The sequence below is a fragment of the Litorisediminivivens sp. KMU-197 genome (genome assembly GCF_056858395.1).
Genome location: NZ_JBXEQG010000005.1, coordinates 185,173 through 197,952 on the forward strand (window position 1 = coordinate 185,173; position 12,780 = coordinate 197,952).

A 12,780-nucleotide genomic window follows, 5' to 3' on the forward strand; every position below is an offset into this window, starting at 1 on the left:
AAGTCCCTCCGGATGATGGTGACGGACAAGCCCCTCCCGCTGACCGCCGAGGGATCAGCGGCCCTTTGGCAGGAGGAAGGATCGGGATTGCGCGGGCGCTTCCGCGAAGCGCGCGCCCGCGGCCAGTGCCGGATCAGTCGGCGCTTGCGATGATGTCGGCGAAGCGCTCTTGCGCCTCGTCTGCCGTCATCGACGCGCCGCTCCAGAATTCGGCCATCAGGTCTTCGATCTGCCCGGTGGTATCCGCGGTCAGCGACATCTCGCCCGAGGGCAGGACATTGCCGTCGGCAAGGATCGCGAGACCCTTCTGCATGCATTCGTTGGCAGACGACATATCGATGTCGCCGCGCACCGGAAGCGAACCCTTGGCAAGGTTGAAGGCCACCTGAACGTCGGGCGACAGCAGCAGCGCCGCCAGTTCCTTTTGCATTGCCGTCACTTCGGGATCATCGTTTACCGGGAAGTAGATCGCGTCGCCGCCGGTATCGAGCACCTCGTTGACGCCAAGACCCGGCAGACAGCTGTAATCCTTACCCGCAACTTCATCGGCCATGGCAAATTCGCCCTGCGCCCAGTCGCCCATGATCTGGCCGCCGGCCTCGTCGGTGATGACCATGTTGGTGGCCTGGTTCCAGTCTTGCACGGTGGACTGCGCGGCCATTTCGCGCGCCTTCACGGCGGCCTCGAACGCGGCCTTGTACTCCGGACCCGCAGCGACGCCGGCGTCCTTGTCGATGTTGACGGCCTTCCAGGCGTCGAGCCCGGCGATCGCCAGCGAAATCGTCCCGAACGCCAGGCTCGACTGCCAGGCCTGCTGGCCTAGCGCCAGCGGCACCTTGCCGGCCTCTTCGAGCGCCGGCGCTGCGGCCACGAATTCGCTCCAGTTTGCGGGCACCGCGACGCCCGCATCCTCGAATGCCTTGTGGCTCAGCCAGAGCCACTGCGCCGAGTGGATGTTGAGCGGCGCGCAATAGATGCGCCCGTCAAGCGTGCAACCTTCGAGCAGCGTCGACGGGTTGACCACATCAGTCCAGCCATTGGCCTCGGCGACGTCGGTGATGTCCAGCAGCATGCCTGCCTCGATCAGCTCTTCCGCCTGTCGGCCATGGTTCATCTGCGTGGCGCCCATCGGATCTCCGCCAAGGATGCGGCTGATGATGATCGGACGCGCGGTGCCGCCCGACCCGGCAATCGCGCCGTCCACCCAGGTGTTGCCGGTCTTGGCCTCATATGCCTTTGCCAGTTCGGCAACGGCGACGGCTTCACCACCCGAGGTCCACCAATGGGTTACCTCCAATTCACCTGCAGCAGCAGTGCCCGCAGCAAAGGCCGCACCAATGGCCAGCATGGACGAAGTCAGTTTCACGATCGCATCCTCCCAAGATCATCTAAATCGTTGTAGGATGGACCTATAACGTTTTAGTATGGCACTTCAAGTGATTTGTTGCGTAGGGTGATCCCGAAAGAGCGTTACGTCGCCAGCGAAGTGCAACTCCGCCAGGGTAGACACGCGCCAGCGCCTGGCCCAAGTACGACAGGAAACCTGAAGGGAAGACCCGGTCCGATGGCATCAAACAGCAATGATCCGGCGAGCAGCATGCGCACGGCGAAAAAGCCGACACTGAAGACGATCTCGGAGCTTAGCGGTTTTGCCGTGCCCACCGTTTCGCGCGCCCTCAGCGACGCCCCGGACATCGGAGCCGACACCAAGGAGCGCGTCAGGCGCATCGCCGACGAAATCGGATACGTTCCGAACCGTGCAGGGGTACGGCTCAGGACCGGCCGCACCAATGTGATCAGCCTTGTCATGTCGACCGAGCACGAGATGATGAACATGACGGCACGATTGATATCGGCGATTGCCTCGGGGCTGCGCGGCTCGCCCTATCATCTCAACATGACCCCGTATTTCCCCGGTGACGATCCGATGAAGCCAATTCGCTACATCGTCGAGACCGGGTCGGCCGACGCGGTAATCTTCAATCAGGTCGAGCCGGACGATCCCCGAGTCGCTTATCTGATGGAAAAGAATTTCCCCTTCGCGACCCACGGGCGGTCGAACCGCGCGGCGGACCACGGCTATTTCGACTTTGACAACCGGACCTTCGCAAAGCTGGGCGTAGAGACGCTGGCGGCGAAGGGGCGTCGGCGGATTCTGCTCATCGCGCCGCCGATGGAGCAGAGCTATGCGACCGACATGGTCGAGGGCGCACGCCTTGCCGCGCGGGCCTGTGGCGTCGAGCTAATCCTGGCGCAGGACGTCACCAGCGACAGCAGCAGCGAAGCCGTGCGCACGCATGTGCGCGAGCTTCTAGACGACGACCCTGAGATCGACGGCATATTGACAGGCTCGCCCAACGCGACGATGGCGGCGGTGGCGGGCTTCGAGGCGCTCGGGCGTGAGATCGGTACCGATATCGACGTCTTTGCCAAGGAAGCGATCCCGTTCCTCAGGATGTTTCGCAGAGCCATCATGGTCGTCGACGAAGACGTCGCGAAAGCAGGCGAGTTCCTCGCGCAGGCGGCCATTCATGCGGCCCGCCAACCTGATCTGCCTCCGATGCAATTTCTCGACGTGCCGGTTTGGGCCGCCCCAAACTCTTGAAATAAGACATCTTTTCAACAGGCTACGCTCCATAGGCGGAGGTATCATCGACAGATCGTCGATCGCCAACAGCCCTTTCGCCCGAAGCGAGCGCCGATCCCGACGCCAGCGAAAAGAGCGGCATAAGCCCAAGGGTCGGATCGGGAGAAACTCGTAAGCTACCGTCTCTCGGGGGCGTCTGACCCGCTGTCGTCCCTCACCTGAGGCGTTCCCCCGGCAAGATGAATGGCGGCGCCGGGTTTTGTACAATTTGTACAAATTGACACATGGTTTTGTACAAAAGCCCCCCCGGCCGTCAGGACTTGGCCTTCTCGGCGGCGGTGACGATGATTTCGACCTTCAGCACGTCCCGCGCGAGACGCGCCTCGCCGCAGGCGCGGGCCGGGGCGTGACCCTTGGGCACCCAAGCATCCCAAACTGCGTTCATCTCGGCGAAATGCGCCATGTCGGACAGCCAGATCACCGCTTGCAGGATGTGTTCGCGGTCCGAGCCCGCCTCTTGCAGCAGCGCGTCGACGCGGCTCAGGCAGTCTTCAGTCTGCTCGGTGACCGTGTCACCGGCGCCGACCTGACCGCAGAGATAGACGGTGCCGTTGTGCTTGACGATCTTGCTCATCCGGTCGGAGGTGTGTTGCCGTTCGATCATGGGGGTCTCCTTCAGCAGGTGTAGTTGAGCGGCAGCCGGCCACCGTCGACGTAGATCGTCTCGCCGGTGATGTAGCTGGCTTTCTTCGAGCACAGGAAGGCCACCACGTCGCCGATCTCGCGCGCGGTGCCGGGGCGGCCCAGCGGGGTGCGGGACATCGCCACCTTGAAGGCCTCGGGGTTGGCATTGACGCCGGCCATCATCTCGGTGTCGATCGAACCGGGGCCGACCGCGTTGACGCGGATGTTGTGTTTGGCCAGCGCCAGCGCCGCGACCTTGGTGAGCTGCATGACACCGCCCTTCGAGGCGCAGTAGGCCGGGATCGCCGGGATCGCGACCTGCGCGTTGATCGAGGACATGTTGACGATGGCGCCTTCGGTGCCGTTCTTCACCATCATGCGGCCAGCGTGCTGGCTGGCAAGAAAGACGCCTTGCAGGTTGATGGCGATGACACGCTGGAAGGTCTCGAGATCGTAGTCGAGGAAGTCGCCCGGCATGGCGACGCCGGCGTTGTTGACCAGCGCTTGCAGCGGGCCGTGCTTGGCGACCTGCGCGAACAGATTTTCGATCTGCGCCGGATCGCCCATGTCGCATTCCAGCGCGGCCACCGCGCCCAGCGCCTTGCCGGCCTCGGCCACGCCGTCGCCGTTGATGTCGGCGAGGATGATGTCGAAGCCGTCTTCCTTGAGCGCCTCGGCGCAGGCGTAGCCGATACCCTGGGCGCCGCCGGTGATCAGTGCGAGGGGTCTGTCGGTCATGGTCTGTCCTTCGTTCTGCCTATCGGGGAGTGATGGACCCGGCGCAGCGCTGTTGCAACCGTTTGTCGGTGCGGGCTTGCGCTGATCCCGTGGCGGTCTGTCCGGAGGTTTGGCCGGGAACCGGCCACCGGGTTTCGCGTTGGATAACAGACCGTCGCCGCGCGCAGCGACGATTTACCCTGAGCGAGCTGGACCCGAGATGATATTGTCGCGTATTCCGCACCCTGCCCCCTTTTACACGGTGCCGTGTCCATGAGCGGCGATTCGGCCAGATCGCAGGGCGAGTCGCTTGCCGAAACCGTCGGGCAGGTGCGTCAGGCAGCCTCGGGCGACGAGGTCACCATCGGCGAGATCGTGGAGGAACTGGGTGAACGCGGCTTCCTGCCTGCCATCCTGCTGCCGGCACTGATTGCCGCGACGCCCCTGTCGGGGATTCCGGGGGTTTCGGTGGTCTGCGGCCTGACCATCGCGCTTCTGGCGTTCGAGTTGATCTTCGGGTTCAAGCACCTTTACCTTCCCCGCAAGCTGAAGAAGTTGTCGATCGATAGTGATAAGCTGAAGAAGGTGCTGGAGAAGATCATGCCCGCGATCAAGTGGATCGACCGCCATACCGGCGACCGGCTGACCTTTCTGTTTCACCGGCCGATGATCTGGGCGCCGCAGTTGCTGATCCTGCTCAGCGGAATGGCGATGCCGTTTCTGGAATTCATTCCGTTTTCGTCCTCGGTCGTCGCCATCGGTGTGAGCCTTCTGGTGATGTCGATGCTGACCCGCGACGGCGTCTTCGGTCTGCTGGCGGCGATCCCTTACCTCGGGCTGGTCTACCTGTTCTGGCAGGTACTGGGTTGAGGCGGGCGGCGCCGGTCGCTGCCCTGCTCGTGGCGGGCTGTGCCGGGCCGCAGTCGGTGCTCGATCCTGCAGGCCGCGATGCGGCGGTGCTGGCCGATCTGTTCTGGGTGATGCTGGCGGGCGCGGTAGTGCTGTGGCTTCTGGTGAACGGGCTGATCGTCTATGTTACGCGGATTGCCCCGCGCGAGCTGAGCGAACGTGCCGCCGAGGCCCTTATCATCGGCGGCGGCGTGGTTTTTCCCACCATCCTGCTGGGCGCGCTGCTGACCTATGCCCTGACCGAGATGCCGCGGCAGCGTGACCGCGGCGAGGGGCTGGAGGTGCGGGTGATGGGGCATCAATACTGGTGGGGCGTCGAATATTGGCCGGACGGGGCGGGAGCGCCTGTGTTCAGCGCCAACGAGATCCGTCTGCCGGTGGGGTCGCGGAGCGAGATCACTCTGAACGCCGAGCGGGTGATCCATTCGTTCTGGATACCCAGCTTGGGTGGCAAGACCGACATGATACCCGGCCGCACCACGCGGATGTCGCTGGAGCCGGAGCGGGCCGGCGAGTTTCGCGGACAATGCACCGAGTTCTGCGGCGAGAGCCATGCCTACATGGCGTTTGGCGCGGTGACGATGGCCCCAGACGACTTTGCGGTCTGGCTGGAGCAGCAGGCGGCGCCGGCGGCGGCGCCAACGACCGAGGCTGCGCGGCGCGGCCAGCGGGTGTTCTTTGCGGAAGGCTGCGGCGGGTGCCATGCGGTGCGGGGCACGGCGGCGGCGGGCTCGGTCGGGCCGGACCTGACGCATCTGGCGTCGCGGGTGACGCTGGCGGCGGGGATCTTGCCGATGGCGGAGGACGCCCTGCGCGACTGGGTGCGCGACCCGGAGAGCTTCAAGCCGGGGGTGGAGATGCCGGGGTATGACCACCTGTCGCCGGAGGATCTGGATGACCTTGCCGCCTATCTGATGGGGCTGACATGAGCGACGCGACTTTCCCTCCGAAAACCGGGCCGCGCGACGACGACAGCGGGCGGGTGTTCGATGACGGCCCGCAAGGCACCTATCCGCCGACCGAGGAGATGCTGGACCGGCCGGTCGATCCGGCCCTGCAGGAAGAGCGTGCCGATCAGCTGCGCAAGGCATGGGAGACGCCCAAGGGCTGGCGCTATTGGTCGGCGGTCAACAACACCGAAGTGGGCGTTTGGTATTCGCTGACCGCGTTCTTCTTCATGCTTTGCGCGGGGGTGCTGGCGCTGTTGATGCGCGTGCAGCTGGCGGTGCCGGACAACGATTTCCTGAGTGCGGACCGGTTCAACCAGTTCTTCACCATGCACGGCTCGGCGATGATGTTTTTGTTCGCGGTGCCGATGTTCGAGGCGATCTCGATCCTGATCCTGCCTGCGTTCCTGGGTGCGCGGGACATGCCGTTTCCGCGGCTCTCGGCCTATGGCTACTGGTCGTTCCTGATCGGCGGGGTGTTCGTGCTGGGATCGGTGCTGTTCAATTCCGCGCCAAGCTCGGGCTGGTTCATGTATCCGCCGCTGGCGACCGAACAGGAGGGTATCGGTCCGGACATTTGGCTGTTGGGATTGAGCTTTATCGAGGTCGCGTCGATCGCGGCGGCGGTCGAGCTGATCGTCGGCACGGTGAAATGCCGCCCGCCGGGGATGCGGATCAACCTGATGCCGCTTTATGCCTGGTACGTGCTGGTGGTGGGGGTGATGATCCTCTTCGCCTTTCCGCCGCTGATCGCGGGCGATTTCCTGTTCGAGTTGCAGCGTTCGATGGACTGGCCGTTCTTCGACCCCGACCGGGGCGGCGACCCGGTGCTGTGGCAGCACCTGTTCTGGATTTTCGGGCATCCGGAGGTCTACATCGTCTTCCTGCCCTCGATCGCCATCGCCGCCATGGTGGTGCCGACCGCCGCCCAGCGCCCGATCGTGGGCTACGAGTGGATCGTGCTGTCGGCGGTGGGCGTGGGGTTCCTGAGCTTCGGGCTTTGGGTGCACCACATGTTCACCACCGGGCTGCCATCGATCTCGCTGGCGTTCTTCTCGGCGGCGTCCGAGGCGGTCGTCATCCCGACGGGCGTGCAGATCTTCGCCTTCGTCGCCACGCTGATGGTGGGCCGGGTGACGATGAGCCAACCGATGCTGTGGATCGCGGGGGCGCTGGCGATCTTCACGGCGGGCGGTCTGACCGGAGTGATGGTGGCCATCGCGCCCTTCGACTGGCAGGTGCATGACACCTATTTCATCGTGGCGCACCTGCATTACACGCTGTTCGGCGGCATGGTGTTTCCGATCATCGGCGGCATCTATTACTTCTATCCCTTCATCACCAAGAAGAAGATGTCGGACCGGCTGAGCAAATGGGCGTTCTGGCTGACCTTCAGTGGGTTCAACATCACCTTCCTGCCGATGCACCTGACCGGGCTCAGGGGGATGCCGCGCCGGGTGGCCTCCTATCCCGAGGCGGCGGGCTGGGACTGGCTGAACATGATCTCGACCGTGGGCAGTTTCATCGTCGCGGCGGGGATACTGGTGTTCGCCTGGGACCTGATCCGGCCCAAGGGCAAGCAGCCCCTGACCGAGCGCAATCCGTGGAATGGCGGCACGCTGGAGTGGTCGCATGATGTTCCGGAAGAGGCCTGGGGCGTGCGCGCGGTGCCCTATGTCACCTCGCGCTATCCGCTGTGGGAGCAGCCGAAGTTCCTCGAGCGGCTGGACGACGGGCGGTTCTATATCCCCGACGCGCCGGAGGGCCAGCGCGAGACCATCGTGACCTCGGCGGTGGACGCGGTGCCTCAGGCGGTGGTGCGCGTGACCGGGCCAGCCTGGGTGACGATGTGGGCGGCGGCGTTCACCGGCGGGGCCTTCATTTTGCCGGTGTTCAAGTATTACTCACTGTCGGCGATCTCGGGCGTGGGCGCCGTGGCCTGCGTGATCTACTGGCTGTGGACCTCGACGGCGCAGGTGCCGAAGACGCCGATGCGCGATGCAGGCCTCGACCTGAAGCTGCCGGTCTATGTGACCGGCCCCAAGGCGCCGGGCTGGTGGGGGGTGTTCATCACCATGATGGGCGACGCCACCGCCTTTGCCAGTCTGGTGTTCGGAGTCTTCTTCTTCTGGACGGCGCGGCCTGACTTTCCGCCCGAGGGATCGCCGCTGCCCGATGGGCTGATGGCGGCGCTGGCGGGGCTGTTCTTCGTGCTGGCCTGGGGGGCGGTGCTGACGGCACGGTTCGTCAATCGGCGCGCTCGCTGCGGATTGGCGCGCTGGCTGATCGGTGGAGCGGCCCTGTCCACCTGCGCGGCCATTGGCGCCATGGCGCTGGCCCTGTGGCTGCCGGGGCTGGCGCCGCAAGAGCACGCTTTCCCGGCGATGATGTATGCGCTTGGGGTCTGGACCGGGGCGCATGGTGTGCTGGCGGTGGTGATGCTGCTCTATTGCCTTGCCGGCAGCCTCTTCGGCAAGCTGACGCCGCGCTATGACGCGGACCTGCGCAACACCACGCTGTTCTGGCACTTCATGGTGCTGACCGGCGTGATCACCGCCCTGCTGATGGGCGCCGTGCCGAGGCTGCTATCATGACCGAGGAGACCCCGTTTCGCCACAAGACCATCTGGCACATGGTGCTGGCGCCGACCGTGTGGTCGCTTTTCTTCGCGGGGGTCTATGCGATCACCGCCATCGACTGCGCCAAGACCGGCACGCTGGACACCGCAAGGCTGGCGATTGCGGGGATGACTTTGGTGGCCCTGGCGGTGATCGGGACGCTCACCTGGCGGAGCTGGCGGCAGTGGGATTACCTGACGGATTACGACTACGAACACGACAAGCCCACGGTCGAGCATCGGCGCGAGTTCCTGGGTCATGCCGGGTTTCTACTGGGGGTGGTGTCGCTGGTGGGGACGGTGTTCGTCGCCCTGCCTGCCCTGTTCATCCGGAGTTGCCTGTGAGGCGCGGACCGGCATATGCCGCCGCCGGGCTGCTGGCGGTACTGTACTTCGTGCCATGGCCGGCCCTGCTGGGAATGTTTCCGGCGCATATGCTGCGGCACATGGGGCTGGTGGCCGTGGTTGCGCCCTTGCTTGTGCTGGCATCGCCCGGCACCTCGGGCAGGTGGGCGCCACCGGTGGTGCCAAGCGCCTTCATCGAGTTCGCGGTGGTCTGGGGCTGGCATCTGCCTGTGCTGCATGGCTGGGCGCGCGGCAGCGCGGCGGCGACGGTCGTGGAACAGGCGATGTTCCTCGCGGCGGGCTGGGCGGTCTGGGCCGGCGCCATGACCGCGCGGGAGCCTGCGGCCGGGGCTGGCGGGCTGTTCCTGACATCGGTCCACATGACGATGCTGGGGGCGCTTATGGTGCTGGCGCCGGGTGATCTTTATGGCGGTACGGATGTATCGGGACAGCAGACCGGCGGGATGCTGATGCTGGCGGTGGGGACGCCGGTCTATCTCTTCGGCGGGTTGTTCCTGATGCGGCGGACCTTGCAGGGAGGCACAACATGAACTTGCGCGGGTTCGATCTGCGGACGGCCGCCATCGTCGTCGGGGGTCTGGCGGTGGCGGGGCTGGTGGGCGCGGTGGCGGTCGTGTCGCTGGGGCTTTACAACGTTTCGGCGCGCGACGGGCACTGGCCCGGGGTGGAGTGGGTGTTGCACACCACCTTCGAGAATTCGACGGAGTTGCGCGCCCCTGCCCCGACGCAGGTTCCGGACGATCTGGACACGCCGGGGATGGTGGCGCTGGGGGCCGGGCATTTCAAGAGCGCCTGCGCAATGTGCCACGGCGCGCCGGGGGTGGCGCGCAGTGCGACGGTGCGGCGGATGGAGCCGATCCCGCCGCGGCTGGACAACGTTGCCGGGCATTTCACCGCCGCCGAACTGCACTGGATCGTGCACAACGGGGTGAAGATGACCGGCATGCCGGGGTGGCCGGCGGAGCGGTCGGACGATGTCTGGCCAGTAGTGGCGTTCCTGCGGGCCTTGCCGGAAATGGACGCGGCTGAATATGCGGCGCTCACGACCTCGGACGACGGGGGCTGTGCGGTCTGTCACGGGGCCGGCGGGCGGAGCGAGAATCCGCAGGTGCCGCGGCTCGACATCCTGTCGGAGGCGTATATCGCGCGCAGCCTTGCGGCGTACCGCGACGGCACGCGCGACAGCGGCATCATGCACGAAGCCTTGAGCAAGGTCGACGAAAGCGCCCTGCCCCGGCTGGCGCAGGTCTTCGGAGCGGTGGAGGCCAAGGGCGCGGCAGGCGCGGGGTCCGAGGCGGGGCGCGATCTGGCGTTCGCGCGGAATGGGTCGCAGAGCGTGCCGGCCTGCGTGGCCTGCCACGGGCCTTGGCCGGAGCCGCTGAACGAAGCGTTCCCGTCATTGGCGGGTCAGCACGGGGCCTATCTGGCGCAACAACTGCGGCTGTGGCGCGAGGGCAATCGGGGCGGCGGTCCGGCCGCGGAACTGATGTACAAGGCGGCGCGGGATCTGACGGACGCCGAGATCGAGGCCTTGGCGGCCTATTATGCGGGACTTGCGCCAGCGGAGCTGAACGAGGTGCGCGAATAGCGGCGCTTTGCGGGGACGACTGACCTGAGCCGTTGGCTTTCGGCACGCATTGGTCAGACGCGGGTTATCTGGAACCCTTGGTGGATGAGACCGAATTGGTTTCACGGCCGCGACTCGGGAGGTTCCTTGGCCGTCTCGACGCGGGTCGTACGAAAACGGCCCGCCGTGGGGCGGGCCGTCGTGTCGGGTTGGAAGACCGTGCGTCGGTGTCAGGTCTCGTAATCTTCCTCGATCTCGCCACCGGTCGCGTCATCCTCGCAGTGGCCGTGCTCGCTTTCCGGTTCGGCCATGATGGCGAGGAACTCGGCCTCGGTCATTCCAGGATAATCCGCGGGATCGGGGCTGAAGGCCGGCAGGCTTGCCGCCGCTGCCGTGGACGTGGTGCCGGCCGTGCCGGAACCCGAGCCCTTGGTGCCCCCAGTGCCGGAACCCTTGGTGCCACCTGTGCCGGAGCCACTGCCGCCGGTGCCGGAGCCGCTTCCGCCGGTGCCGGAGCCACTGCCGCCCGTGGCGGAACCCTTGGTGCCACCTGTGCCGGAGCCGCTGCCGCCTGTGCCGGTGCCGGAGCCGCTTCCGCCGGTGCCGGAGCCCTTGGTGCCGCCAGTGCCGGAGCCACTGCCGCCCGTGCCGGAGCCCTTGGTGCCACCGGTGCCAGAGCCGCTGCCACTGGTGCCGGAGCCGCTTCCGCCTGTGCCGGAGCCGCTACCACCGGTGCCGGAGCCGCTACCACCGGTGCCGGAGCCGCTACCACCGGTGCCGGAGCCGCTACCACCGGTGCCGGAGCCGCTTCCGCCCGTACCGGAGCCGCTGCCCCCAGTACCGGAGCCGCTTCCGCCCGTACCGGAGCCGCTGCCCCCAGTACCGGAGCCGCTTCCGCCCGTACCAGAGCCGCTGCCGCCAGTGCCGGAACCACTCCCACCGGTGCCGGAGCCACTCCCGCCCGTGCCGGACCCGCTTCCGCCGGTGCCGGAGCCGCTACCACCGGTGCCGGAACCCTTGGTGCCGCCGGTGCCGGAGCCGCTACCACCGGTGCCGGAACCCTTGGTGCCGCCGGTGCCGGAGCCGCTGCCACCGGTGCCGGAACCCTTGGTGCCGCCGGTGCCGGTGCCGGCGGGGTCTGCCTCGACGACCGACAGGAAGGCGTCGAGCGAGACTTTCGGGGGCATGCCCTCGCCGTTTTCGCCGATGATCTCGAGATCGGCCTCATTGTAGAAGACGCTCGTCGGGTCCTCGGGCAGGATCAGTTCGGAGACGTTCTCGAAATGGCCGACGCCGACGTTTTCGCCGTCCGCGTTTTGGAACTCGACGCTGCCAATCATGGTGCCGTCGTCGAGGGTCTCGAGATTGATCACGAAGGCCGCACCGGCATCGCTGAGGTCGAGCACCAGCGTGCCGGGAGCGCCGCCGGTGTCATCGGATTCAGAGCCTTTGGTGCCACCGCTGCCGGTGCCTTTGGTGCCGCCGGTGCCGGAGCCGCTACCACCGGTGCCGGAGCCACTGCCGCCGGTGCCGGAGCCACTGCCGCCCGTGCCGGAGCCACTGCCGCCCGTGCCGGACCCGCTACCGCCCGTCCCGGAGCCGCTGCCACCCGTGCCCGAGCCACTGCCACCCGTGCCCGAGCCACTGCCACCCGTGCCCGAGCCACTGCCACCGGTGCCGGAACCCTTGGTGCCACCGGTGCCGGAGCCGCTGCCACCGGTGCCGGAGCCGCTGCCACCGGTGCCCGAGCCACTGCCGCCGGTGCCTGAGCCACTGCCGCCGGTGCCGGACCCACTGCCGCCGGTGCCGGAGCCGCTGCCGCCAGTGCCAGAGCCACTACCGCCAGTGCCGGAGCCGCTACCGCCGGTGCCGGACCCCTTGGTGCCACCGGTACCGGTGCCACTCCCACCCGTGCCGGAACCCTTGGTGCCGCCGGTGCCGGTGCCGCCCTTGGTTCCGTCGAATTCGGCTGCCATGTTCTCGTCATACCAATTGGTCAGCAGGTCGCCCTCGACGCCGCCATTATGGTATGATGTCGTGGAACTCGCTGTGTCTGTCATGGCTCTTCGGGTCCTCTATCCATATCCTGCGCCCAGCCCCCGACGTTACCGGTTGTCCGGTTACGCCCGCGCGTTAAATCCCAACTTGGCGAAGCTACGACCGCCCCGGCAAACGCGCAAAGATTGCGGCGAATTTAGGTTAAAATTCAAACGATTGAGATGCGATCTGGAAACGAAGACCCGCAGCCGTAGAGATTGGTTCCGAAACGCGGCCAGTTGGCGGGGGCTCGTGGGGCCGTTGGCCTCCGAATCGACACCGCACCCGGGGGGCCCGCCACTTTCCGACCAAATTCTCGCCGAATTCTCCGGATATCCCGGCCGGACCG

At 66.4% G+C, this 12,780-nt stretch carries 11 protein-coding genes; 7 read left to right on the plus strand and 4 right to left on the minus strand.

Features of this window, described 5'->3' with window-relative positions; genetic code table 11:
* Positions 1–133: 133 nt before the first annotated feature.
* Positions 134–1,366 (minus strand): ABC transporter substrate-binding protein, encoded by a 1,233-nt coding sequence (locus AC04PT_RS13175; RefSeq protein WP_482874162.1) that lies wholly within the window; start codon positions 1,364–1,366, stop codon positions 134–136.
* 87 nt (positions 1,367–1,453) lie between these two features.
* Here AC04PT_RS13175 and AC04PT_RS13180 point away from each other — a divergent pair, with 87 nt between their 5' ends.
* On the plus strand, positions 1,454–2,605 hold the full coding sequence (locus AC04PT_RS13180; RefSeq protein ID WP_482874163.1) for a LacI family transcriptional regulator: 1,152 nt from the start codon (positions 1,454–1,456) through the stop codon (positions 2,603–2,605).
* Positions 2,606–2,900: 295 nt separating this feature from the next.
* On the opposite strand, the gene AC04PT_RS13185 is transcribed toward AC04PT_RS13180, so the two are convergent.
* Positions 2,901–3,251 (minus strand): RidA family protein, encoded by a 351-nt coding sequence (locus AC04PT_RS13185; RefSeq protein ID WP_482874164.1) that lies wholly within the window; start codon positions 3,249–3,251, stop codon positions 2,901–2,903.
* An 11-nt stretch (positions 3,252–3,262) separates the two neighbouring features.
* Positions 3,263–4,009, minus strand: a complete 747-nt coding sequence (locus tag AC04PT_RS13190; RefSeq protein ID WP_482874165.1) for an SDR family NAD(P)-dependent oxidoreductase — start codon at positions 4,007–4,009, stop codon at positions 3,263–3,265.
* Positions 4,010–4,261: 252 nt separating this feature from the next.
* Here AC04PT_RS13190 and AC04PT_RS13195 point away from each other — a divergent pair, with 252 nt between their 5' ends.
* From AC04PT_RS13195 to AC04PT_RS13220, 6 genes are all read left to right on the plus strand, one after another.
* Complete coding sequence (locus tag AC04PT_RS13195) at positions 4,262–4,858, plus strand: exopolysaccharide biosynthesis protein (RefSeq protein ID WP_482874166.1); 597 nt, start codon at positions 4,262–4,264, stop codon at positions 4,856–4,858.
* Positions 4,859–4,914: 56 nt separating this feature from the next.
* Complete coding sequence (locus AC04PT_RS13200; RefSeq protein ID WP_482874167.1) at positions 4,915–5,826, plus strand: cytochrome c oxidase subunit II; 912 nt, start codon at positions 4,915–4,917, stop codon at positions 5,824–5,826.
* Positions 5,827–5,924: 98 nt separating this feature from the next.
* Positions 5,925–8,438 (plus strand): cytochrome c oxidase subunit I, encoded by a 2,514-nt coding sequence (gene ctaD / locus AC04PT_RS13205; RefSeq protein ID WP_482874256.1) that lies wholly within the window; start codon positions 5,925–5,927, stop codon positions 8,436–8,438.
* Positions 8,435–8,806 (plus strand): hypothetical protein, encoded by a 372-nt coding sequence (locus AC04PT_RS13210; protein ID WP_482874168.1) that lies wholly within the window; start codon positions 8,435–8,437, stop codon positions 8,804–8,806. The genes ctaD and AC04PT_RS13210 overlap by 4 nt, the downstream gene beginning before the upstream one ends.
* Positions 8,803–9,357 (plus strand): cytochrome c oxidase assembly protein, encoded by a 555-nt coding sequence (locus AC04PT_RS13215; RefSeq protein ID WP_482874169.1) that lies wholly within the window; start codon positions 8,803–8,805, stop codon positions 9,355–9,357. Before AC04PT_RS13210 ends, AC04PT_RS13215 begins: the two co-directional genes overlap by 4 nt.
* Positions 9,354–10,415: a c-type cytochrome gene (locus AC04PT_RS13220; protein ID WP_482874170.1), complete on the plus strand. Its 1,062-nt coding sequence runs from the start codon at positions 9,354–9,356 to the stop codon at positions 10,413–10,415. The genes AC04PT_RS13215 and AC04PT_RS13220 overlap by 4 nt, the downstream gene beginning before the upstream one ends.
* A gap of 209 nt (positions 10,416–10,624) precedes the next feature.
* Here AC04PT_RS13220 and AC04PT_RS13225 read toward each other — a convergent pair whose 3' ends face one another.
* Positions 10,625–12,454, minus strand: a complete 1,830-nt coding sequence (locus AC04PT_RS13225; RefSeq protein WP_482874171.1) for a hypothetical protein — start codon at positions 12,452–12,454, stop codon at positions 10,625–10,627.
* Between the last annotated feature and the right edge of the window lie 326 nt (positions 12,455–12,780).